The sequence below is a fragment of the Chitinophaga silvisoli genome (assembly GCF_003412465.1).
In the GTDB taxonomy this organism is placed as follows: domain Bacteria; phylum Bacteroidota; class Bacteroidia; order Chitinophagales; family Chitinophagaceae; genus Chitinophaga; species Chitinophaga silvisoli.
This window is the reverse complement of the sequence record NZ_QTJV01000017.1, coordinates 1-25344: the sequence shown is the minus strand read 5'-3', so window position 1 is coordinate 25344 and position 25344 is coordinate 1. Positions and strand designations below refer to the sequence as shown.

13 protein-coding genes and 1 pseudogene are annotated in these 25344 nt (G+C 38.0%); 6 read left to right on the top strand and 8 right to left on the bottom strand.

What is annotated here, in order from left to right; translation table 11 throughout:
* Window positions 1-14 precede the first annotated feature (14 nt).
* On the top strand, window positions 15-4151 hold the full coding sequence (locus DXN04_RS30820; protein WP_116857280.1) for a leucine-rich repeat domain-containing protein: 4137 nt from the start codon (window positions 15-17) through the stop codon (window positions 4149-4151).
* 393 nt (window positions 4152-4544) lie between these two features.
* On the opposite strand, the gene DXN04_RS30810 is transcribed toward DXN04_RS30820, so the two are convergent.
* The 4 genes from DXN04_RS30810 to DXN04_RS30795 form a co-directional block, all read right to left on the bottom strand.
* Entirely contained in the window at window positions 4545-5510 is a 966-nt protein-coding gene (locus DXN04_RS30810) for a hypothetical protein (protein WP_147320110.1), read from the bottom strand.
* Between the two features lie 68 nt (window positions 5511-5578).
* The gene (locus DXN04_RS30805; RefSeq protein WP_116857277.1) at window positions 5579-6688 is read right to left on the bottom strand and encodes a FecR domain-containing protein; all 1110 of its coding nucleotides are present in this window, start codon (window positions 6686-6688) and stop codon (window positions 5579-5581) included.
* A gap of 109 nt (window positions 6689-6797) precedes the next feature.
* Entirely contained in the window at window positions 6798-7349 is a 552-nt protein-coding gene (locus tag DXN04_RS30800; RefSeq protein ID WP_116857276.1) for an RNA polymerase sigma-70 factor, read from the bottom strand.
* A 364-nt stretch (window positions 7350-7713) separates the two neighbouring features.
* The gene (locus DXN04_RS30795) at window positions 7714-8256 is read right to left on the bottom strand and encodes an RNA polymerase sigma factor (protein WP_116857275.1); all 543 of its coding nucleotides are present in this window, start codon (window positions 8254-8256) and stop codon (window positions 7714-7716) included.
* A 777-nt stretch (window positions 8257-9033) separates the two neighbouring features.
* Between DXN04_RS30795 and DXN04_RS30790 the strand changes: the two genes are divergently transcribed.
* Both DXN04_RS30790 and DXN04_RS30785 read left to right on the top strand, forming a co-directional pair.
* Window positions 9034-10899: a right-handed parallel beta-helix repeat-containing protein gene (locus DXN04_RS30790; protein ID WP_116857274.1), complete on the top strand. Its 1866-nt coding sequence runs from the start codon at window positions 9034-9036 to the stop codon at window positions 10897-10899.
* A gap of 154 nt (window positions 10900-11053) precedes the next feature.
* Window positions 11054-15226: a leucine-rich repeat domain-containing protein gene (locus DXN04_RS30785; protein ID WP_116857273.1), complete on the top strand. Its 4173-nt coding sequence runs from the start codon at window positions 11054-11056 to the stop codon at window positions 15224-15226.
* A 13-nt stretch (window positions 15227-15239) separates the two neighbouring features.
* On the opposite strand, the gene DXN04_RS30780 is transcribed toward DXN04_RS30785, so the two are convergent.
* Window positions 15240-16097 carry an alpha/beta hydrolase gene (locus DXN04_RS30780; protein ID WP_116857272.1) on the bottom strand — a complete coding sequence of 286 codons (858 nt, stop codon included), beginning with the start codon at window positions 16095-16097 and terminating at the stop codon, window positions 15240-15242.
* Between the two features lie 209 nt (window positions 16098-16306).
* Between DXN04_RS30780 and DXN04_RS30775 the strand changes: the two genes are divergently transcribed.
* Window positions 16307-17308 (top strand): helix-turn-helix domain-containing protein, encoded by a 1002-nt coding sequence (locus DXN04_RS30775; RefSeq protein ID WP_116857271.1) that lies wholly within the window; start codon window positions 16307-16309, stop codon window positions 17306-17308.
* A gap of 4 nt (window positions 17309-17312) precedes the next feature.
* Here the strand turns inward: DXN04_RS30775 and DXN04_RS30770 are convergent, their stop codons facing one another.
* The 3 genes and pseudogenes from DXN04_RS30770 to DXN04_RS34660 form a co-directional block, all read right to left on the bottom strand.
* The gene (locus DXN04_RS30770; protein WP_116857270.1) at window positions 17313-18797 is read right to left on the bottom strand and encodes a hypothetical protein; all 1485 of its coding nucleotides are present in this window, start codon (window positions 18795-18797) and stop codon (window positions 17313-17315) included.
* 2177 nt (window positions 18798-20974) lie between these two features.
* A pseudogene (locus DXN04_RS35515) lies at window positions 20975-22144 on the bottom strand (IS4 family transposase).
* 165 nt (window positions 22145-22309) lie between these two features.
* On the bottom strand, window positions 22310-22921 hold the full coding sequence (locus DXN04_RS34660; protein ID WP_147320109.1) for a hypothetical protein: 612 nt from the start codon (window positions 22919-22921) through the stop codon (window positions 22310-22312).
* An 816-nt stretch (window positions 22922-23737) separates the two neighbouring features.
* On the opposite strand from DXN04_RS34660, the gene DXN04_RS30745 reads away from it, so the two are divergent.
* Both DXN04_RS30745 and DXN04_RS30740 read left to right on the top strand, forming a co-directional pair.
* The gene (locus DXN04_RS30745) at window positions 23738-24574 is read left to right on the top strand and encodes a glycosyltransferase family 2 protein (RefSeq protein WP_199415178.1); all 837 of its coding nucleotides are present in this window, start codon (window positions 23738-23740) and stop codon (window positions 24572-24574) included.
* Window positions 24575-24792: 218 nt separating this feature from the next.
* Complete coding sequence (locus DXN04_RS30740) at window positions 24793-25233, top strand: MauE/DoxX family redox-associated membrane protein (protein WP_147320108.1); 441 nt, start codon at window positions 24793-24795, stop codon at window positions 25231-25233.
* The last annotated feature ends 111 nt before the right edge of the window (window positions 25234-25344 follow it).

Genomic DNA, 25344 nt, shown 5'->3' with positions numbered 1-25344 from the left:
TTAGTTGATACCGTATGAGTAAAGCATTAGACCTGATAGAAAAATGTCTTGCTACCTTGGATCCGGTATTGGATCTTGGCAACTGTGGATTAAGCGATGGTGATCTTGATCTTTATACGCCATTGGGTTCGGCGTTAGTCCGCTGTAGCCATCTTACCAGGTTGATCCTTAGTAATGACAGCTTTCATTGGAATTTAGACGAGCCGACTGTTTTAATTACGAATGGGGCATATCTCTATAAAAGCAGGCCGGAGTTTTGGAAGGAAGGGCAGCCTAAGCCACTGAAGGAACCTCCTATTAGTTATTTTGCTATCCCGGATTACCGGCCACGTGTTGAAAAGGAAGTGCTGGTGAGGCATTCGAATATTTTCGATGCTATCCCTGATGCAGTACAGCTGTTGTTTAACCTGGAGGAGTTAGTATGTGGGGGAACCAGGGATCAAAGATGGGGGATTAATAACCTGCAGCCGCTGCGCGGGTTAAAGAAATTGAAAACCCTTGTACTTAGTAATAATGAAATTGATAAGATCGATTGCCTGGATTATTTTCCGGATCTGGAGAAACTGGATCTGGGGAATAACAGGATTGTGTCCTTACTGGCGATACAGTCGCATAAGCGGCTGAAAGCACTGGACCTGTCATATAACAAGTTGACGAATATTGGTGAGATAAGTAAGTTTCCCTTCCTGCAATGGTTGAATGTGTCTTCCAATCAACTGCAGATTATGGATCGGGTGGATGAATTGCCTTTGTTGCAGCACCTGGATTTGTCGGATAACCAGATTGCTACTTTTAAAACTTTTAAGAGGAATGCTTTATTAAGGGTGCTGAACCTGTCGGAGAACCAGTTGAGCCAGCTGTACGAGATAGGTGAGTTGCCTAATTTGAAATACCTGTATGCCCGGAGAAACAAGATACATACAATTACAGGGATCAAATCGCTTCAAGGTTTGCAGCTACTCGATTTATCGCATAATATGATGGACCATATCCCCCAGGGATTTAACCAACTATTGGAACTACGGGTATTGGATGTTTCTAATAATGCACTGCAGGTGTTGAAGCATATTGATGGCATGCAGAGGTTGACAATTTTAAATGCAGCGAATAACCTGATCAAAAGTATTAAGCTGGAGCAGGTGCTCCCCGCTTTGGAAGATCTTATTTTGAATAATAACAGGTTATCGATCCTGTCGGTATTCACCTGGTGTCCGAAACTGGAGAAACTCTTCGTGGCAGAAAATGATCTTGAGTGGGTAATAGGTGTTGGACCGTCAGCATTGAAGGTCCTGGTATTATTTAAAAACAAGATCAGCAACTTACTTTTTATAAGGGGATGTGAGCAGCTGACTTACCTGGATGTGAGTAGCAACAAAATCTCTGAGCTGGAGCAAAGTGGGCATTATCCTAAGCTCAGTTCCCTGTTTGCCGAGGAGAATGCGATCGCGCATGCTTTGACTTTACAGCATTATCCTGCCCTGGTCAATGTGGATTTGTCTATGAACCTGATTGAGCGGATTGAACTGGTTGCTGATCTGCCCATGCTTGAAACGATTTACCTGCATTATAACAGTATCACTGAACTGGGGGAGTGGAGGAATTTGCCTTGTTTGAAACGGATAGGTGTACAGTGTAATGAGATCAGGTTGCTGCCTGTTGATTGGGCGCTGTTGCCAGCATTGACGGACATCAATGCTTCTTATAATAAAATTATTGAAATGCCGGACCTGGCAGGGTTTCCGAAATTAGAAAGGTGCAACCTGGCCGTTAACAGCATTACGGTCATCAAAGCCTTTGAGCCGCATCCCAGCTTACAGCAGTTAAGTTTGAGTACGAATAGGATTAAGGTATTGCCAGATCTTTATTCATTATTGCAGTTCCGGGAGTTGGATTTGTGTCATAACCTGATTACGACGGTCAATAAGTTCATCAGGGCCCTGAGAAAGGACAATGACCTGGAAATAACAGGAGATCGTTCTGGTACATTGAGGGTGAGCCGGCATGGGATGAATTTGTTATTAAATGGTGCTTATTTCGATGTACCGAGGCAGATCCTGAATGATGATTCTATCAGTATCAAGAACTGGTTTATTGCCCGGGATGAGGGGGGATATATTAACCTGGAGGCGAAATGTATTTTGTTTGGGAATGGGGAGACGGGTAAGACGGCTTTATCTCATTACCTGCGAACAGGGAATTTTTTTCCTGTTAATGATCGTACACATGGTATTATGATAGATACCTGGAAGCTGGGGCGCAATGAATGGACAGATCAATTTGGGACTTCTATCATAAAGGCTGTTGATGCGCATGATATGAGTGATGCGCCGGTGCGAAATGAGTCTTTTACATTTAATATCTGGGATTTCGGGGGACAGGAGTTTTATCATGCAACGCATCGTTTGTTTATGAGTACGGATGTGTTGTATTTAGTATTGTGGGAGCAGGAATCGGATTACCAGGATGAGGAGAGAGGGATTTTCCCTAAGGAGTATTGGGTGGATAATATCCAGCATTATGCGGCGGGGAGTGCTGTATTATTGGTGCAGAACAGGGCTGATAAGGTGTTTTATGTGGAGGAGGATAATTGTTATAAAATAGGTACTTATGATAAATTGAATCCGGAGAGTGTGAGCCGGTATCATTTGGATATGCAGTTGTTGAAAGATGGTATTTTTAAACGGGTGAGTACCTTGCCGCATTTTGGGATGTATACGCCGGAGGTGTATCAGCAGATCAAGGAGGTGTTGGAGTATTCCAGGAGGCATTATATTTCTTTTGAGGAGTATCGAAGTATTTGCGTAGAGGCGGATAATACGGATGGGAGGATTATGGAGGATGTATCGCAATGTGAATCGTTGTTGAAGTACCTGGATAATATTGGGAGTGTGGTGTGTTTCAGGCATCGGGAAAGGATGAAGGATGAGTTGATGAGGGATTATGTATTTACGCGTCCCAGGTGGTTGGTGGGCGTAATTTACCAGATCCTGGAGAAGGGGAGAGCAGAGTTTGATCTGGCGCATGTGGAGAAGGTGGTGGCTGCTTATAATTTGCCGGCGGAGTTGTGGGTGAAGGTGATGCAGAATTTTGGGTTGATTTTCGAGGTGGTATCAAAGCAGGGGCTGCGGTATATTGTACCGCAGTATTTACCTAAGGAGTGCCAGGATCAGCGTGGGTTGGAGTTAGTATTGAGTTGTAAGAAGATGGTGCATGCGTTTACGGTGAGTTATCCACGGTTTATGCCGGGGGGTAATTTTTTGCGATTGATATCGCATTATGGGAGTGCGCATTTGGAGTATTTGTTTTGGAAGAAGGGATTGGTGTTTTTTAAGGATGGGAAGACTGTGTTTGTGGAGTGCGTGAATAATGTGGATGAAAGAAAGATCAGGGTGAGTGTGCAGGATTTGGAAGTTGGGGTGGCGATGGATGTGTTTGATACGATTTTGGGGATTGATTGGAGTGAGGATGTGGAGGTGTCTATTGATGAGGTGAATTATGTGGTGGTTTCATTGTTGAAGAAGAAGGTGATGGGAGGGCATTTGGAAGTGGATGCTACGAATGGGCGTACGTTGGCGACGAAGGATTTTAATTATTTGTTTAATATGGAGCAATTAAATTTGAAAGAGAAGACGATTCGGATCTTTGTTTCTTATAGTAGTAGGGATAGGAAATTGAAGGAGATGTTGGTGAATGGGTTGAGGGAGCATTTGGTGACAAGGCCGGGGTTTAATTATGAGTTTTGGTCGGATCAGGCGATTGATATGGGGGCGGATTGGCATGGGGAGATCAAGGAGAATATCAGGAATTCGGATGTGGCGATTTTGTTGGTGAGTGCTTCGTTTGCGGCTTCGCCTTATATCAGGAAGGAGGAGTTGGAGGAGTTTTTGGAGAAGATGAAGGTGGGGAGGTTTGTGATGTTGCCGGTGTTGGTGAGGAGTTTTGATTTTATGTCGTTTAGGGAGTTGGCGGGGTTTCAGTTTTTTAAGGCGTATTATAGGGAGTATGGGTTTACGGCACCGGGGGATAGGGATCGGTTTATGGCGTTTGATGTGTTGGGGGAGGATGGGGGAATGGAGGATAGGTGGTTGAATGATTATTATAAGAATTTGGCGGATGGGGTGGAGAGAGCGGTGAGGGGGAGGTTTTTGTGAGTGATGGGTAACGAATATCGAGATCATTCGAATCGATAACAAAGATGGGCAATCAGATCCTGTAAAGTTAATGGGAGATGCCGGGGAATTGTTTTTATCTGAAACGCCTAAATTATCTTTAAGTAGTCTCCAGGAGGATGAGATATGGTTTGTGATTGATACGGGCAGGTGGTATGAAAATAGTAAGATTGATATGCTGAAGGCATTCTGTCATGATCAGAATATCAGGAATGCTGCATGGCTTTATGGTCCGTTGCCAGGCAAGGATGCAATTGCTTTAAGTACATCTTTCAAGCATTTATAACAGGTCGATGCCTGTGGAGATTGAAAAGGCTATACAGCATTCCGATGCATTACCTTGCTGATGATAAAGGGCTGCCTGAGACCCTTCCCCTACCTCACAAACGGATCATACCCAAACCACTCCACCAAACTCCTCCTCATCTCCCCCGCATCATCAAACCCCGTCACCTGCACAATATCCCTCACATCAGAAACATCATTCACCACCAAATGCCACACCATCATCATCTTCACCATCTTCGAATATTCCGCTATCGATATCGCAAAATGCTGCCTGAATCCTAAATCTATCTCCTCCTGGGGGATATTATACATATACGCCAAATACGCCAGCGAATGCTCCTTATGTGGATGATCCCCCAAATAATTAAACAGGTTATGATAGCTATCCGCATTTAGCATACTTGTATACAAAAACGGCTGTAATGCATCCATATGTTGATTCGCAAAGTTCAACAGTATATCCGTCACCAACCGCTCCTTAAAATATCTCCCCGCCGCCCCTGTATACTTACAAGTCATCACGCTCCTGATCAGCATATCACACACCGCATTCACATGATAAGGCCTTGAATTTATCCTGGCAGACACCTTTGGATGCACGCCATGCATCATCTCCCTTAACTGCGGAAACCGCCGTTCCAGCTCCCCCATCAGCACTGGCTGAATATTAATATGAAACGAAAAAATCTTCTTATCCGCCGCCATCGGGATCCGGTGCAACTGTCCTGGAAACAAATAAAACCCGCTACACTCCCGCTCATCCAAAGTATACCCTGCCTTCGGCACTGCCAGGCTATCCTCAAACATAAATTGCAAAGTAAAAACCGGGATCGGTGTATAAGACCGTATCAGGATATTATCTTTCGCCAATATATCATGCAGCCAGACGGAATAAGGCCCTAAGATCAAATGCTGTGACAGGATATCACACTCCGCATCCTGCCGGAAATAAATCCCTGCATCCGGTAATAGCAGCGCCTGGTATTCTATTGGAATAGCATCAGGAGAAGTATATTTATGAATGGTTCTTTCGAGTGGTAAACTTTTGTTCACGTTATACAATGTGGAATGCATGGTGAATGTAAATGAGGGGCCAATAAATGAAAACAGGGTACTAAAGGCTATTTCAGGTGTAATACACCATCTTTGTCAAAATTATAATTAAACTGACCTGTCAGCTGCAAGCTCTCCAGGAATTGCTCAATAGGCTTCTTTCGATCCATCGCGCCACTGAAATGGCGGTTAGCTACTTCCGGTGTATCTATCACCACTTGTACACCGTACCAACGGTAAATGACAGCTGTGAGCTCGGATAAGGAAGTATTGTGAAAGAAGTACAAGCCATTCCGCCAGGCTATGACACTGTCAAGATCAAATGGCGCCTCTGTTAACTTTGTGTCCTGGTTATAATGAACTGCGAAGCCGGGATGTACTAATAAAGAATCCTGCGGGGTATGAATACGAACAATGCCACTGACCAGCGCTACACTTACCTGGCTGCTATCATAAGTATTGACATTGAATTCTGTCCCTAATACCTGAATCGTGCTATGGGGTACATGCACAATAAATGCCCGGGTAGGATCCTTTGCCACCTTAATGTATGCCTCTCCGCTGATGGTAATTTCCCTGCTGGGACCATCAAAATTCAGTGGGAACCGCATTGAAGACTGAGCATTCAGCTGTACGATCGTACCATCTTTCAGGGTGATGGCATACTCCTTCCCGGCAGGTACGATCAGCGTTGCCAGCTGTCCTGTACCGCCTGAATAAGATGCACTATCAGCGCTGCTATTAATCTTCACGCCCTCCACTTCCAATTGTTGCTCTGCAATGCCCAGGTTGACCACTTGACCACCGGGCATTTGCAAAGCGACATTCTTTGGGGACAATTGATGGACAAATCCAGATTGGCGGAATCGTGGTGATAATATTTTATAGGTGCCGACAAGCATCAGCACTGTTGCGGCTATTCCGAGTGTTGTGCGTAACCTGCCATCGCTTTTCTTTTTCTCCCTGATGCCTTCCCATACTTTTTCGACGGGGAGTGTGTCAGGCAGATTTTCCAGGATGGGGTTGTTACCATATTTTGCATATAAGTCATTACGAATGACTAGCGCTTCCGGTTCCTGCGCAAGGAGACTTTTGAGGGTAGCACTGTCTTCCGGTGTAATGACTCCCGCTATCTCATCCAACACTAATTGTTCAATATATTCCGGATGTACAGACATATTTAATCGTAAGATCGTAGAAAGTGAAAAAAGGTACTTATTGTGGAAATGAATTTTTTCAGGCTATCCTCCCCATGGATAACGATAAATGTTACAAAATACTCAATTTTCAGGACAAGCTGTGTTTGAGATTTTTCCGCAGGATTTTCAATGCCCTGTGGATGTGGTTTTTGACAGATTGTACGTTGATGTCCATGTCAATAGCGATTTCTCTCAAAGTTTTGTCCTGCAAATAAAGCTGTTCGAATGCCAGTCGGCTGGCGGGAGTAATACTGTTAATTGCATCTTCTAATTGTTGTCCCAGTTCTTTGTTTTCGATAGGATGTTTCGTTGTTTCTGTATCAGCCATCCAGGTGTAATGCTGCCGGTGATTGCGGGCAGAGTTACTCTTCCGGATGTGGTCTACTACTTTATTACGTACTACCCTTACCAGGTATGGTTTCAGGCAATCCCCAATATTGAGTGTCGCTCTTTTGTTCCAAAGCCACATAAAAACTTCCTGCACGATATCATTAGATTCTTCTTCTAGTTGTAAACGGCTATATGCCTCAAGGAATAAGCGTTTGCGGTAACGCTCAAATATCGTATTGAACGCCTCCTCACTATTTGCCTGCAGTAAACAAAATAATTGCTCGTCGTTATAGCTGCTTAAATTTTGCATAACGATAATTGAATTTCAGCCTTGGATTGTAATTGTGCCTGGATGGTATTCACATGACTCACATGATCAGCTCTACACAATATATAACTTTAAATGTAAACTTGTACCCCGTCCCCCATTAATTACTTCTACTAAACTAATAATTAGGGGATAGAGTTAAGTTAACTGATTGTTAATACACGTAAAGTTTATCATGGCACCCTTACCTGGACAGCAATAGGTAATATTTAGCCCCATAAAAAAGACTATCAATTTAAGTAATGGCAATAGGTATCCTGTGGCAGACCTGGCTACCACTGAATAGGATGATGAACGTGAAAAATATAAAGGAGATGCACTACTGTAGGTGGACAGCAGTGATTGATCACACGACTAATTTCAATTCTTCTCTCAGGACTTTCAGTGCCCTGCTGGTTTGGTTTCTTACTACCTGGGTGCAGATGTTCAGGCTTGTTGCGATTTCACTACAGCTTTTATCCTCGATGTATGCCAGCTCAAATATTTTACGGCAGGCTGGAGCGGAGATCTTTTGCATGGCTGTGTGGATCTGTTGGCCTAGTTCTTTGCTTTCCAGGTAGTGGAGCTCGCATTCTTCCTGCAGGGTATGCCATAGGTGCATTTCATACTTTCGGGCTACGGCATTATTCCTGCATTTGTAAGCATACTGAAAATGTACGGCTTTCAGAAAATAGTGTTTCACAGGAATACCCGAAGGGATATGGCTTCGCCGCTGCCAGAAGGATGTAAAGATCTCCTGAACAATGTCTTCGGCTTCCTGGTGATTCAACAGTTTTTTTCTCGCGACAGTCAGCATGACTGGTTGGTAACGGTTGTAGAGTATGGTAAAGGCGCTTTCCCCTCCTTTCTTTACCAGCTCTAGCAACTCAGAGTCGGTTAAATGTAACATATGTTCTTCTTAATCGGGGAGGGTGCGGAAAAGTACTGTTTGAAATTAATGTTAAGTGGTGATGAGTACCAAATTGTATGCGGAACGATATATAATTAACCGGTGTAGCCAACATAGAGGGATAATTGAAGGCATGACCAGGGGGGAACTATCATCATTAGTTGATAGAATAAGAAACTATTGCGTTTTAATTTTAAATTAAATAGTAACAAACAAAAGTAACCCCGGGAAGTTAATCCCGAAGTTACTCGTTGTTCCAATGGGATTTTCGAAGAAGAAAAAAGCAATAATTCTAACCAGCGTATAGCTATCAGGTGGGAAACCAGAAATGGATGATAGAATGAAAAAAGCTTTCGTTAGTACAAAGGTAGACGATAAAGCAGGGTATTATTTTGGAGATAACTTTATTATATAGGATATAGAGATAGCATCCTGATGTGATTGTATTTTATTATTTGCTGATACAAAGCATGATCTTTTTGTCATGTAAGACAATTGTCATCTTGTCGTTAACACGCTCATTATTTTAATTTCTTCCTTGCAATGAACAATTTGTGTTTTCAAATTGTATAGCACCCGCTTACTTTATAGCTTATGATAATGTAGGCTGTGTAGAACCTTGTCTGGCCAATAGTACACCGTGTTGGCAGGTTGAATTTCTTTTCATAAATTAAAATTGTTGAAGCAGGTTGCCCCAACCCACCACTTTCAGGTATTACTTTATTTAGACTATTGCAATAGACCTAAATCAATTTGATTTTAAAAAAAAGAAATAGAATGAGAATTATCTTTGTAGCCCTCGTTTTTATTGCTAATTGCGCTTTATTCACTTCCAATATTTTAGCTCAAACCATTTATCATGTTTCCGGTAAGACAGGTAACAATGCTAATGACGGCTCAATATTAAAGCCGCTTAAAACCATCAGTGCTGCCAGTGCTAAAGCGCAGCCGGGGGATATTATAAATATTCATGAAGGGACTTACAGGGAGAGAATTGACCCACCCAGAGGGGGAACATCTGACAAATTAAGGATTACCTACCAGGCGGCTAAAAATGAAAAGGTTATAATAAAAGGTTCTGAAGTTATAAAAGGATGGATTAAAATATCTGACAATACCTGGAAGGTAACTTTATTGAATAGCTTTTTTGGAGATTTTAACCCATATGTTGATACTATTTATGGTGATTGGTTTTATGGTAAAGAAAGGCAGCATCACACCGGAGAAGTCTATTTAGATGAAAAAAGATTAACAGAAGCAGCCACGCTGGATGAGGTAATCAGGAAACAGGACAGAGATGCGTTTTGGTTCTCCAAGGTGAATAAGGATAGTACAACTATATGGGCACAGTTTGGAAACGTAGATCCTAATAATCATCTGGTAGAAATAAATGTGAGGCAAACCATTTTTTATCCCCAAAAGACAGGGATAAATTATTTAACTATTCGTGGGTTAATTATGCGTCATGCCGCCACTCCATGGGCACCGCCAACGGCAGAACAAATTGGTTTAATTGGTACTAACTGGAGTAAAGGCTGGATCATAGAGAATAATGAAATCAGTGATTCTAAATGTTCCGGTATTGCGCTGGGAAAATATGGTGATGAATGGGATAATAAAGCAGAATCGGCAGAGGGATATGTGGGTACGATTAACCGTGCATTAAAGAATGGTTGGAATAAAGAAAATATTGGACATCATATCGTTAGGAATAATAAAATTTATAATTGTGAGCAGGCAGGTATTGTCGGCAGTTTAGGGTGTTCATTTAGTACCATAACAGGGAATACCATTTACAATATTCATATTAAAAAATTATTTACAGGTGCTGAAATGTCCGCTATTAAATTTCATGGAGCGATAGACATGGAAATCAGTAATAATTTAATATACCATTGTGACCGTGGTATCTGGCTGGATTGGATGGCCCAGGGAACACGGGTTTCTGGAAATTTATTATTTGGTAATTGGAATTATGATGTTTTTCTGGAGGTAGATCATGGACCTTTCGTGATTGATAATAACATCTTTTTATCGCCCAGATGCCAGCGTGTGTTAGCGCAAGGTGGGACCTATGCTCATAACCTTTTTGCGGGGCATATGTTTATCGAAAATTTTGATGACAGAATGACTCCATACATGAAAGCACATTCCACCGAGATGGCTGGGTTAATCAGTAACCCTCCGGGAGATTTCCGCTATTACAATAATATTTTTGTAGGGTATACCTGTAATCTGAATACTTACGATACAGCCTCTTTACCACTATGGATGGATGGGAATGTATTTTTAGCTGGCGCAAGACCTGCTGATAGAGAAATATTTCCTATATGGAATCAACTTTACAACCCGGCTATAGATCTTGTATATAAAGAGGATGGTATCTATCTTTCTATCAAAATGGATAAGAGGTGGAAGGCGCTTCAGCCGCGTAAGCTGATAAGAAGCGAAATGCTTGGTCGGACTATTTATTCAAATCTTCCTTTTGAAAGTCCGGATGGGAGCCCTTTAACTATTAATTTGGATTACTTGAATAAAAAGCGGGATGAAACCAATCCTTTTCCGGGCCCTTTTGAATGGAAGCAGGAGGGGAATAATGCTCAGTTGATTAAAGTTTGGTCCAATAAGATTGCGGACAATTAAAATCGGAAATACTCCCGGTTAAATTCACTCATTTATATAAAACACAAATTCTCATAATTTTATCCAGTCTTTCATTTTTTTGATGTTATCCTCATCCCGCTAGCGCAATGAACAAATTGTGTTAACAATTTGTATTACCCCCTCCTAAATAACTATGGCTGATATTGTTGCCCGGCTGGAACGTTGCCTGGCCAATCAAGAAACTGTGCTGAATCTGGGTAATTGCGGACTATGTGATGATGATTTTTCCTATACAGGAGATCTGGGGCGCTTGCTGGCTCAATGTACCCATGTAAAGACCTTAATACTCAGCAACTATTATTATGACTGGATACTACATGAGTCTCCGGTCCTGGGTTTCAATGCCCGATACATCTATCATCAAAGGGATAATTCCTGGGAAAAGGGATTTAAAAATCCCCGATGGCGGGAGCCTATTGACTATTTTCCTATTCCTACATTCAGACCTCTTGTAGCCATTGGGGCTGGCGGGAAGACGGACAATCACCTGGAATGTATTCCGGCAGTAATCGCATGTTTGCCTAATTTAGAAGTGCTGGTATGTGGTGGTACCAGGTTTAAAAAATGGGAAATCGATTCGCTGGCACCTCTACAGGGACTTGATAAGCTGAAAACACTTATACTTAGCAATAATTCTATTAAAGAAGCAGACTGGCTCCATTGGTTTCCACAATTAGAGAAACTGGATCTTAGCAATAATCAGATAGACCATTTATATAAAGTAGCAGGACATAGCAGTTTAGAATACCTTGACCTTTCCAATAATGAGTTGCCGCATGCCTATGAAATAAACAAGTTCCCGAATTTGCGCTGGCTTAGTTTGGCTAATAACAGACTAGAGACAATGGATGGTGTAAATAATTTGCCATTATTACAGGTGTTGGATCTATCCACGAATGCTATCTCTGATTTCAAACCATTTGAATGGAATGTATTACTGGAAAAACTCAACTTCTCTAATAATTTAATCAGCCAGCTTGATTACCTGGGAGAAGTACCCAGGTTGAAATGCTTATTTGGCAGGTGTAATAGGATTAAGCAAATTAAAGGAATTAATAATTTACGGCAACTACAGGTATTGGACCTCTCTCATAATATGATTGCTCAATTGCCGGCATCATTTAAGGGGTTGAAGGCACTGGAGATACTGGATCTTTCTAATAATTACCTGCAGGTACTCACCAATATATTTAATCTGCCAAAATTACGCCTGATAAATGTCTCGACAAACTATATTAATCGTATGGATTGTCGCGCAGATTGTCCTTCATTAGAAGAGTTGAACCTTAATAATAACAGGCTATCGGGATTGAAGGTGTTACCCCATTTCCGGAATTTGAAAAAGTTATATGCCAGAGAGAATGATATTGAAGAAGTAGTGTGCGGCAATAATACTGGTTTGACAGAAGTTATTTTGTCTAATAATAAGATCCGCAGCTTAAGGTTTGTTACAGCATGTTTGAATCTCGTTTACCTGGAGGTGGATAAGAACAGGATATCCACCTTAAATGAATTGGGGTATCATCCAAATTTATGTGTATTGTATGCGGAAGGAAATTGTCTTTCAGGAGAACTTTCTATGCAGCATCTTCCCGGTTTGCAATTGGTAGACGTTTCATCCAATAATATCCTGCAGGTAAGTGGTATTACTGGTTTGCCACATCTGAAAAGCATTAACCTTGAGTATAATATTATAGAAGATATAGGGGTATGGGAAGAGCTGCCTGCACTGCAGAGCGTAAATTTGCGTGGTAACAGAATCAGGGACTTAGTCGGCCGCTTTGGCTTGCTACCTGCATTGAAAATGCTGGAAGCCTCCAGAAACCAGATTTCTGCAATCCCGGATTTACAATTGTTTCCTCAGCTGAAGCGGCTAATTTTATCCACTAACAAGATTCATAAATTAGACAAGCTGGTACCTCATCCTTCATTAAAGGAGGTTCGCCTGGATCAGAATAATATTGTTTTGATAGCTGACACCACATTTCTTTTTAACTTTTATAAACTGGATTTATCCAATAACCCGCTTTCAAGGATAATTGGATTTTCTAATTTGCTTAAAAAAGAAAAGGGTATATATATCAGAGAGATTGAAGGTACTGGATTAGAAATTAAATGGTTCGGGAAGAATTTATTTCTGCCATCATTCCCTTTTAATATCCCTAAAGAAATTGGAGGTGGCGATTCAGACAATATTAAGAGCTGGATTATAGCCATGGACGAAGGTGGTGTTGTCAATACAGAAGTCCGCGTGGTGCTTTTGGGGAATGGAGAGACAGGAAAGACAGCTTTGTCTTACTATTATAGAAATGGCAGGTTCTATAAAAAGAATGATAGAACTCATGGCATTTATATTAATAAGTGGGAAGTAAATTTGGATAACCTGCCGAAGGGGATAAACGATCAATTAAGGTCAATACTTCAACAGAATTTTAAAGCCGAGGATGCGCCTGAAATAAAATCTATTATAATTAACCTTTGGGATTTTGGCGGGCAGGAATTCTACCATGCGACACATCGTTTATTTATGAGTAAGGATATATTGTATCTGGTGTTATGGAATAAAGATACTCCTGCTCTAAAAGAAGGGAAGAAGAAAAAAAAGGAAGAAGACCTACCTGTTGATTACTGGATTAAAAATATTCAGCATTATGCACCTGGTAGTTCGATTTTGCTGGTCCAAAATAAAGCAGATAATGAATATGCTGTGGATAATGATACCAGCTTTAAAATTTGCAGGTATAATGAAGCTTCTCCCAATAGTGTGATTCAGTATATACTGGATATGGAAACATTGAAAGAGGGAATTCTTAAGAAGGTGGCTACACTTCCCAATTTTGCCCGGTATATTCCCAAGGTATATGATGATATTAAATTCGTCATTGAAAATTCAGGCCGACATTTTATCTCATTTGCTGAGTATGAGGAGATCTGTCAAGAAACGGATTATTCAGTTACTAAGATCATGTCAGATCCCCATCAGAGATATACCTTATTGCGGTACCTTGATAATATTGGTACAGTCGTTTATTTCCGGTACCATGAGCCAATGGAAGATGAGTTTTTGAAGGATTATGTTTTTACAAATCCTAAGTGGCTTGTAACGATGATTTATGAAATTTTAGGTGATGATGAACAGCAATATGAATTTGATAGCGCGCATGTAGAAAAAATAGTAGCCCCATATCGTCTTTCTGCCGATATCTGGATTAAGATTATGAGGAATGCCGGTTTGATTTTCGAAGTAATTTCCAAAAGCGGACCAAGGTATATTATTCCCCAGTACTTACCTGATAAATGTAAAGATCAGACGGCTTATGAATTTGCGATGTTATTTAAGCATATGCCTCATTCTTTTACGCTGAGATACCCTCACTTTATGTCGGAGAGTAATTTTTTGAGATTAATTTCTCATTATGGGAGTGAACATGTTAATCATTTATACTGGAGGAAAGGATTAGTATTTTTTAGAAATGGTAAAACGGTGTTCATAGCGTGTAATATTGAAAAAAGAGTAATCCGGGTAAGTGTGCAGGATAATGATAGTAGTATTGTGAAAGATATACTGGAGCGTATTCAATTGATAGATCCTGTAGAAGGATTGGAGGTTTCTATAGATGAGGAACGTTTTGTGATCCTTTCGACGCTAAAGACGAAGAATATGGCCGGAAAACTGGAAATCGATGCGACAAATGGAGAGACTTTGGCAATAAAAGATTTTAATTATCTGTTTAAGATCCAACCATTTGAAAAACAGAGGACTGTACAAACAAAGAAGAAGATTCGCATTTTTGTTGCTTATTCTGGTAAGGATGGATTATTGCAGGAATTATTAATAGAGGGGCTGAAGGATTATTTGTCGGCAAGAGCAGGATGTGAGTTTGAGTTTTGGAGTGACAAAGCGATTGATATGGGTACGGATTGGAAAGCCATTACAAAAGAGCATATTCTTAAAGCAGATGTGGCGTTGGTATTGGTGAGTCCTGGGTTTGTGTCTTCTCCTTATATACAGAAAGAAGAACTGGGGGAATTTTTGATGAGGATGACTAATGAAGGATTATTAATATTACCAGTGTTGATCAGAAATTACGATTTTGTTTCTTTTGAGAAATTGTCAGGATTACAGTTCTTTAAGGCTTATTATAATGAATATGGGTATAATGCTCCTGTATATAGAACAAAATTTATGCCTTTTGATGTATTAGCAGAGAATGATAATACAGCAAATAATGTACTGAATGATTATTATAAAAATCTGGCGGATATGATATTTAGCGCTGTGAGTAATCACTTTTCTGTCAGGTAGAAAAGGAAAACAATTATTTTTTTGAAGTTATCCATTCAATACAAGGATCTATCCACTGAACAGTGGCTTCTCTATTGTAAGCGCCAAATGCATGTCTGCCCTTCGCATATAGGAATAGTTTTGTGGGAACATGATGTTGTTGCAGTTCAGCGTAGAAATATAAGGTGTTTTTAACGTTTACTTCATTGTCGTCCATTGCATGAACAATAAAAGTAGGAGGGGTGCTCTCAAAAATATGTAATTCGTTTGAGTAGTACTGGACTTTTTCAGGCGTAATTTCCGGGCCTATCAGCAGTTTTCGTGATAATTCATGTGTCAGGCTATCAGAGAAACTGATAACTGGATATATCAACACCATGAAATTAGGCTTTAAGTCAGTATGATTGGGGTTATCGATATAAATGTCATCCAGGTGTGTGCAGAGCGTTGAGACCAGGTGTCCGCCGGCAGAGAACCCCATTATTCCAAGTTTGTGCTGATCAATTTTATATTCTTTCGCATGCTCTCTTACATATTGAATTGCTCTTTGCGCATCCATAACGGGAACAATTTCTTTATGTGTCATTTTTGAGCTATCAGGCACCCGATATTGTACTAAGAAACAGGTAATGCCGGCAGCTGTCAGTTTTTTCGCTGCGGGTATTCCTTCTACTATATCTGCTACTCCCCGATATGCTCCTCCCGAGCAAATAATCACTCCGGTACCGGTGCTTTTTCCAACTGCTTTATAGACGGTTAAGGTTGGAATATCTGCATTTTTCGCATTTGGTACCTGGCCGTTATTGTACAATGGAATGATTTCCTGGGAGAATGCCTTTGTAAAACAAGAAAAGTATACAAATAGAACTAATAATGGGTATTTATTATACATATTATGGGAAAATTCTTAAGGAGATTGCGGTAATCGCGTTTGTATAATATAAATTTAAAAATATCATAATTTGAATGGCTTGTTTACATAAAATATGTTATCAAACTCCGCTAATCGCAATGTCATATAGTATGTCTCAGATTAGCACGTAAACAATAGAACGCTCAAAGTTAACACCGCCATTAAAGAAAATAACTAAAAATACTGCTATGTTAACACATCCGGCAGGAAAAGCTGAAAAACTTTTCTATGTAGAAAGGACAGAGGTAGCTTATGATGAAGTTTCTTCTATACCTGAAGAATATATACCGTTTATTCTACCTTATGCTGGGATTTATTTTGAAAGGGATCAACATTGTGATATTTTAAGCCAGCATAAGCAGGTCGGGCCATTTTCTTTTTGGGTACAGGAAGTTTTTGCTCATGAATCCTTCATTCTCTGTCCATATACTCCTATGCATATTTGGGCTTTGCATTTTATGTATGATACCAGTTTAGAGGTGGAGTTATATGAAGATAAATCATTCAACCTGGAAGAAAGGGAATGTAATCTTTTTAACCTGGAGTCAGATTTACATAAAGTTCCCATGGTTAAAGGACAAAGGCTCCTGTCATGTCATATAAATTTCCCGCCCAATGCATTAAATGACCTTTCCAAATTTTATCCCGGTCTTTCACGGTTGGGTAAGTTAGAATCACATGGGATTAGTGGTCCATTGAATAAATTCCCTTATCACATCAATCCTGTATGTAGCTATTTGTTACAGCGTGCACTCACTTGTCGTCATATAGGTATACCTGCTGATCATTTTCTATACCGTTGTTGTCTGGATCTGTTACTGAACTTTTCTCAACAGGATTTACAATTGCCGATTGAGATGGGTAATGTTTTGCATTTAGATTTGTTAACTAAATTATTTAAATTCCTGATAGAACATCCCCATCATTCTTTTACTAATGCACAGTTGGCGAGTATGTTTGATCTTTCTGTGTCTGAGTTAAGAGAGAGCTTTTTAAAGCATTATTCTATTTCCTTGAATGAATTTATCCGGATGACAAAAATGATAATGGTATTTGAATTGCTTACGGAAAAATCAACGCCGCTTTCGGCGATAGCGCATGCAGCGGGGTATAGTGATTGGCAGACGCTTAATAAAGCTTTTAGTAGATATTATGGATGTGAGTTGGATGAGTTGAGACGGGCTATGTGACGTACTAGATCAATCCTATTAATAGAAGTGAGAAAACTGTAATGAGATGGACAGGGAATAATAAGTACCGCATCTCGATCTGTCCGGCAAAAACGTTAAATGCAAAATTGGTTATCCAAAAAAGGCCAACAAGGATTAGACCGTTAATTAAAGGATTAAAATTGCCTTTTCTGTTTATTATGAAAAACCTTATGGACAGGAACCAGAATAGAAAATGGATCAATAGTGTGAAAAGAGGGTATAATCCTAATAATCCATCAATGATATTAACATCTACCAGTCTTATTTTTATTTGGGAGTGTTTATATTTGAACCATTCTACTGCACTCTTATGGATATAGTCTAATCCAAAATTATACCTATCCATTGCAATCATTGGAGGGAGGAACCAGCTTTGTATATGAGGAATAATGACATGTTTGAAAAATGCATATGGATAATGAGTAATGATCCAGGTTCCATATTCTTTGTATAGGGGACCTGCTTTTGCCCAATATTTTACTTCCCTTGAATGTTCTCCGCCTGGGAAATTATTCCTGAAATAAATCCATAGTGGAGATTCATCGGCCCACATATAGTCATGAAAGGCTTTTCTTTTTTCTATTTCATTGTTTTTATCATTTTTAACTTTTCGAAAGTATTCTCTGACTGTGTTATCCAGATTTTTAAATTTATCGGGGACTTCCAGGCGTAAGGAGTCTGGAATATACCTGTAGGTGTATAGGGCATTATTTGCTAATTGCCAGCCGGAGAATGGGGTGAATTGACGGATTCCGGATATTTTGTAATAGACCTGACGGTTATGGTTGACATAAGCTCCAATGAGGATTAAGTAAATGAGCAGGCCTGCCAGTTTAAGTTTTATGTCTGTTTTTGAAATGTATAATGCTGCTATTGAGATTAGAATAAAGAACATGGCGTTGTACCTGACAGTAAATGTGAGGTATAATATGAAGCTATGCCAAAGAATCGCTTTTGGGGTTGGTTTATAAATGATCCATAGTAATAGTGAGAACCAGATTAAACTAAGTGTCAGGCAAAAGTTGTCGCTTGATATGGTATTGGCTATGGGGAAAAACAGTGGATTAAATAATGCAGATAGTAGTAGAAGTATTCTAATTAAACGTGCAGGAGAATAAAAATAAAATAGGGTGAAATTAAGTGCCAATGCTGCAGCTTGTAGAATGGTGTATTGAAGAATGATGAGTGCAGTGTCGGAGATGGTGAATGCACTGAAGAATCGTAAAAGCATGGAATATCCGATAGGGTAGATGCTGACCGGGGCATTTCTTCTGGCATCAAGAATGTAATCCCATGACTCTCCAACGAAGAAATTAGGATATGGAAATAGGTATTTGTAAATTATGAATTTCAGTAAGATTATTATGATTGCAAGGATTAAATATAATTTGTTTTCTTTATTGTTAAGGATAAAGTCGTTAAAAGTTTGATTAGTATTTAAGGTTTGAAGTGCAGGTGTAGAAGGCATTATTCCTGGGTATTTGTCAATAATATTGAGTATTATCGAATGGTTTATATTAAAGGGTTACTATGTTTGTTATCTTGCGAATGCAATCAAAGCTTATAATATTAAGCTATTTAATTACCCTCAAATATAAAATAGGATAACCAGTATAATTTAATAGAACAGTTATTGCTTAGTATGTGCAATAATTACAGTTGGAAGTTTAATTAAAATAGATGGGCAATATTGTGATAATATACATATGATCGTATTGTAAGTTATCTTGTTTAATTTAATAATTATGTAATTTAATAACGAAAAAATAGATAAAGCATACATTGTTAATATTTAATGGCTACCTATAAGTAAATAGTAGGTAACCATTAAATTTGTATCCTGTAAATAAGCAAATTATTTACTAAAGATTTGGTTCAACTTTTATCGGTCTATATGTATTATTTATAATTGGGACAGTACAAAATAAGGTAGTACCACTAAAAACATTAGCTGAATACTTCGTACTAAGTACTGCTTTGTATGTTCTTTGTGAACCAAAAGGTGTACCGACTGTGGTATAGCAAAATAAATTTCCATTAAATCTATGTTGGGATTTAAAGGCTAATATACCACCTAAGATGCTGGAAAAACCAATTAAGGTGAGAAGTATATTTTTTTTTTTTTCATCATATTATTGCTTTTTATCAAAAAGCTAAATTTTGGTTGTTAATATTTAAGTGAACAAAGCCCGTTAATTTTAACTATGAAAGATCCTATCGTCCAATTCTTTTATATTGAATATATGGGAGCCGGGAAAAAAATAAAGAATTCTATTTTTTAGTTATTAATTTAACTAGTTTTCTTTTTCGTTGTAGATAATGGTATAGCCATCATACTTTTTATATGAATACATTTTGAAAGTACTGAGTAACATTATAATTCAATCCAATACCTAAAGAGATTTTCATTTAGAGATCTTGTTTGACTTTTATCGGCTTATAAAGATTATTCTCTATGGAATGGTGCAGAGCAATGTTGTTTCGATTGGGGTTTGAATATTCCTTGCACTAGTTATTGCATAATATATTTTCGTATTTCCCTTTACTATACCAATTGTGGTGTAGCAAATAAGTGATTCATTAAATCTGTGTTGTGCTTTAAATGCTAATGTGCCACCTATAGTGCTTACAAAACAGATCGCGCTAAGAATAATATTTGGCTTTTGTCATGGTATAAAATGATTTTAAAAAAACAGAATTATTCAGTTCTTTTTTCTTAAAAGGAGATGTTGTAATTAATTCAACATTACTTACATAATAAATTTACTTGTTGATTTTGGATAAATATTTGGACCTGGATGATTATAATTGCTAAATAAGGATAACTACATCAGTATTTAATTGGCATCTGAAAAGGTAATTATCGTTTATTTTAGGATAATTGATCTACACATTGATTTAAATATGGAGAAAAGATCAAGTTATAGCTTCTTTTTTGATTTATTTATCGTTCTTATAAGATAAAAATTATATTGCACAGCAGAAAAAATGTAGTTAAACGTATAATGATCTAATCTTCAGAATAAATAAGTATTAGTTTGAACAAATAAATATCATAATTCCTCAACTTTGAAAATGCTCGTCATTTAATTGTATTGGGGTTATCCTTGATGCAGTCGATTAACCAAATTGGAATAAAAAATTCAATGGTTATAATGTTAAATTGATATCGTATAACAGATGGAGATAATGCTATATAAAACAAAAAGTTTATTATGCATATTCCTATAAGGAATATCAGACAATAATTAATATTTGCATCTAGTGTTTTGAAATTTACATATATAGCCATTATAACCAAGGATAATAAAAAGAAGGTGGGAATCCTTGAAAATATAAGCATTGACGGGCTCAGTATCGCTCCTCTAAATTGAAGACATTTATCCGGGTTGTTGATTCTTTTTAGATTAAACCAGTTTTTTACCTTTTCGCCATAGTAGCTTGGCCATTCTGAATACAGTGGAGTATGGTTGCCATATATTTGTAAAATAGGAGAATAGTAAGCAATTATATTCGGGTAAATAACATTTTTAATCATTGTTGTCCGGGTAACCCCGGGGTAAAATATTCCTGTATGCTTTGCAGTCAAGGCATACAGGCTTAAAATTTAATGTTGCAATTTCATGGGGAGCTCCCCCCGTTTAATTACGTAGAAAAGGCAAAAGACGCATTATGTGTTTTTCTCCATGCTTTATAAGTGTCTTTTATAAACTCAAGGAGGTCCACATAACTCATTAAATGCAGTCGGATTACCGTAATCATATTCGCAAATGATTTTTTAGTAGCCGCCTTTTTCCGGATCACGACCATCAGCAACTGAGCGATTAGTACACAATAGACCTGCATTTTGATGGCATTATCGCTTTCTCCCCAAAAGTATCGTAATGGGAAGTTTTGCTTAATCTGCTTAAAGAGTAATTCTATCATCCATCGATTCTTATAAATAGTAGCTATCTTGGATGCTGGTAAACTAAAATCGTTTGTGATATAAATATATCTTTTCCCATCTCTGGCTTTATAAATAACCCGTCGCAGCTTTAGCCGTTCAGTCTCAATTCCATTTGTTTTAATGCCAACTGTAATATATTGCTCCTTTATCACTCCAATCGCTTGCTTTTTCTTCGTTTTATCCACCAGCACTTTTGTTACATGAAATACCGCATTGTCTTTCATTCGGCTAACGAATCACACCTTTTGAGTAGTCCATTTGGCAAAATGGTGATATGTATTATATGCCTTATCAAAAACTATCCAACTACCTTCCTTCAACTTCAGGTGATACAGGAACTTACGGTTATGCTCTTTGGCAGGGGGAATCCTGACAAACTCTGTAACTCCACTAAATGCATCCATTAGGGTATGTACTTTGATGCCTCCCTTTTTCCGGGAACCGTCCAATCGGTTACGGCCTACACCTTGTAGTATCTCACTGAACAATGAAATCGTTGTACTATCAATGATTTTCAGATTCCGAATGCTTAACCCTTTCAGTCGGCTGTCCGACATAAATGAGTGATACTTCTTGAGTAATCCATAATAAATCGTTTCAAAGACCAGGTACTTTCGGTGGGTATTGGCATCCGAAAGGGTACTTCTCGCTGGAGCCTTGTCAAAACCGAGATGGGCCAGTTTTCCTTCACAGGCCCGCATACCCTCACAAATTTCCCGAAATCCATTGCAATAGCTGAATACACCATATAGCAGGCTAACCAAGTGAATCCGCAGTGGTAAACGCTTATAATATCTGTTTGACTGATGTTTTCGATTAGTAGATTGTATTAACGCGTTAGGTATTACATCTAATATTTGTGACAAAACCGGGTGTCCGGGAAATTTTTTATCTTTATCCAAGTTTATGTTTTGAGTGTGGTAACCCAAAATTATAAACTATTGGGGCGTAATTGCCCCTTTTTTATTTTTAACCCTTTCTTTTACCCGGACAAAAGTGATTTTTAATATATTCCAGGGGATATTTTTTAATTATATAATTACCGTATGAATTAAATAAAAATTACATCTTGGCGAAGTCGGTAAATTATGTAAATCACCTGGAACATTGATCCTTACACTATCATACCTGATTAAAGGAGATTCAGAGGAAAACATGTAAAAGCAACCGTAAGAAGGTTCTGACTGATAATTAAATAAATCAACTTTTTCATGAGGCCCTTTAAAGTAGGATGTAACAATGTTATGTATTAATTTAAATTGATCTGGTACTTCGCTGGTATCAGTATCTGCAAGATTGGCGTACATATAAAGCGCATTATTTGCTTTCTTCCAACCATTTGAAGAGGAAAAGGATCTTACGCCTGATACAGATTCCATTTTGATACGGGTAAATTCTATAAAAATCCCTAATAACAGAAATGTCAAAATCACCCCCAACGTTTTTTGCCTAAAGTTGATTGGACTTAATGCGAAAGCTAAAATTGTTATAGCAGGATAATATAATGCTGTATATCGTAACGTTAAACTTACTAATACCAATATAGCTTGTGTGTAAATCATATATGGCCTGGGGCTGACTATTATATAAAGCAATTGTGCAATCCAAAGTATTGTAATTGCTGTAAATAATGCATCTGACATTATATGGTTACTGGCTGTTATAAAAAGGGGATTGAAAATTGTAAAAAGTAAAATTAGAATGGACGACCATTTCCCTAATTTGAAAATAGATTTTAATGCAACAAAGAGACAGAGGAATGAGAACTGAAGTATTAAAAACTGAATTGTTACAAACAAGGTTGGAGAATGGGATAATAAGCCGGCTAGATAAATAAATTTTGAATAACCAATTGGCCAGTAATCGATGTCTAGGTTTTTACTTGCTGAATCGATATATAAACAAGAATCTACTGTTATGAATGGATAAGGGTAAAAATGCTTGAAAATTATCCAAATAAGAATTACAGCTATAATAAGGTAAAAATATATTTGATTGTATAATTTTTTTAAATACATATTGGGGTTATTTATTACCAGGCAAAATTTTAACCTTATTAGTGGTTCATTCATTGGTGAGAAATCGCTAAAGGATAAATATGCGAATTTTTTTGAAAAAGACCTTTAGACACCAAGTTAATTTTTAAGATATAGAGATTTCTTTAAGTAATAAATTAATAATCTAGTAAAAGTTAGTGGTAATTATAGTGATCGGAATTCTATTTTTGAATTTCAAGCACTACAGAATATATCTATGTTCATCAATACCAAATTGTATTCCTACGGCATTCTTAAATAAAGAATAAAAGCAGGCTCCATAGAAGAAATAATGCAGTAGAAATTTTTAACTTGTAAAACTTTAATTGTATAGCCCAGTCTTACTGAATAGGCCCATTATCATATCAGCTTGATGTTAACTCTATATTGAATCGAATTATCATTATTGATAAAAAATAGATTATGCAATATATCCCTTCTGATAGTAAACTACTACCCGATCAACAGGTAATCCATGAGATGCGTCACTTAAGGTTATCTATTATTATTCCTGTTTACAATGAAGAAAGAACCATTGCACAAATTCTTGATAAGATCCGGGGTGTAAAACTTATTCAGAATATAGAAAAAGAAGTCATCATTGTAAATGACCAATCAAAGGATAATTCAGAAAGGATAATTAAGGATTATATCTTACGCCATCCGGAATTTTCAATACAGTATTATTCATTACCTGTCAATAGTGGAAAAGGTGCCGCTGTTCATGTAGGTATTTCACATGTAACCGGCGATTTTATGCTAATTCAGGATGCTGATCTTGAATATGATCCATATGAATACAATGTATTACTGATGCCATTGGTTGAAAATATTGCAGATGTTGTGTATGGCTCCAGGTTTATTGGGGGAAATCCACACAGAATTTTATTTTTTTGGCATACCATCGGAAATAAATTGTTGACATTCGTAGCTAATATGTGTGCTAACTTGAACTTAACGGATATGTGCACAGGGTATAAAGTGTTCAAAACCTCACTTGTTCAGCAGTTTATTCTAAAAGAAAAACGCTTTGGTTTTGATCCGGAGATTACCCTTAAAGTGGCGAAAATTAAGTATGTAAGGATTTACGAAGTTGGAATATCCTATTATGGACGTACATACAAGGAAGGAAAAACCATTAATTGGAAAGATGGGGTGAGAACCATTTATTGTATCTTAAAATATGGAATGTTAAAGAGAAGAACAACTTTACCAGAGCCCGGTTTGGCTGTCAGGAGTAAGGTGGGTGTAATTGTATAAGATAATGATTTAGTTGGGTTAATTAATCCGGCTTTTGTCTTTCTTGACCGGATTGCCATCCTTTACACTGTAGCAACCCGAATAACCTTCATCTTTTTTTGCAAAACTGGGTTAGGGTTGAAAATAAGCATCAGAATCTTAAGTTATTTCTTTCGTTCCTAATTCTAAATCTTTCAATGAATTTATATTTACGATTTATTGATCAATCGTCTTTTATTATGAAAAGGTCTGTTTTTGTTGATGTTGTTGCTTTTTTATTTGTTTTACTATTCGTCTATACTGCAACCAGTAAATTTTTAGATTTTTCCCTGTTTAAGGAGCAAATTGCCGAATCGCCAATACTTGCCCCCATAGCCGGCGGAATTGCATGGATAGTTCCAATATCTGAGGTGATCATTTCTATTATGCTCTTATTTCCAAATTGGAGAACCAGGGGATTATATTTTGCTTTAGGATTAATGATGGTTTTTACAACCTATATCCTTCTAATAATGAAGCTTAGCAAACACATACCTTGTAGCTGTGGAGGAATAATTTCATTATTATCTTGGAGAGATCATCTCATTCTAAATTGCGGGTTTTTACTTCTCGGAGCGTTGGCGATTGTTATATCCCGATATGACATTGCCCATGTTAGTTCATCTAATTCACATCACTAGAACTTATTTCATAAATAGGCTGTAAGCCTTCTTAATAGAATATAAGCGAAAGCAAGATGAACAAAAGCTTGAAATCTTTCAATGGATCTATCATATCGTGTTATAACACGT

Excerpts from the sequence above, each read along its gene's own strand:
- DXN04_RS30770 (WP_116857270.1), bottom strand. The coding sequence starts at position 18,797 with ATGCCTTCTACACCTGCACTTCAAACCTTAAATACTAATCAAACTTTT.
- DXN04_RS30800 (WP_116857276.1), bottom strand. The coding sequence starts at position 7,349 with ATGCAAAATTTAAGCAGCTATAACGACGAGCAATTATTTTGTTTACTG.
- DXN04_RS30820 (WP_116857280.1), top strand. The coding sequence starts at position 15 with ATGAGTAAAGCATTAGACCTGATAGAAAAATGTCTTGCTACCTTGGAT.
- DXN04_RS30740 (WP_147320108.1), top strand. The coding sequence starts at position 24,793 with ATGAAAAGGTCTGTTTTTGTTGATGTTGTTGCTTTTTTATTTGTTTTA.
- DXN04_RS30795 (WP_116857275.1), bottom strand. The coding sequence starts at position 8,256 with ATGTTACATTTAACCGACTCTGAGTTGCTAGAGCTGGTAAAGAAAGGA.
- DXN04_RS30775 (WP_116857271.1), top strand. The coding sequence starts at position 16,307 with ATGTTAACACATCCGGCAGGAAAAGCTGAAAAACTTTTCTATGTAGAA.
- DXN04_RS30790 (WP_116857274.1), top strand. The coding sequence starts at position 9,034 with ATGAGAATTATCTTTGTAGCCCTCGTTTTTATTGCTAATTGCGCTTTA.
- DXN04_RS30780 (WP_116857272.1), bottom strand. The coding sequence starts at position 16,097 with ATGTATAATAAATACCCATTATTAGTTCTATTTGTATACTTTTCTTGT.
- DXN04_RS34660 (WP_147320109.1), bottom strand. The coding sequence starts at position 22,921 with ATGTCAGATGCATTATTTACAGCAATTACAATACTTTGGATTGCACAA.
- DXN04_RS30745 (WP_199415178.1), top strand. The coding sequence starts at position 23,738 with ATGCAATATATCCCTTCTGATAGTAAACTACTACCCGATCAACAGGTA.
- DXN04_RS30805 (WP_116857277.1), bottom strand. The coding sequence starts at position 6,688 with ATGTCTGTACATCCGGAATATATTGAACAATTAGTGTTGGATGAGATA.
- DXN04_RS30785 (WP_116857273.1), top strand. The coding sequence starts at position 11,054 with ATGGCTGATATTGTTGCCCGGCTGGAACGTTGCCTGGCCAATCAAGAA.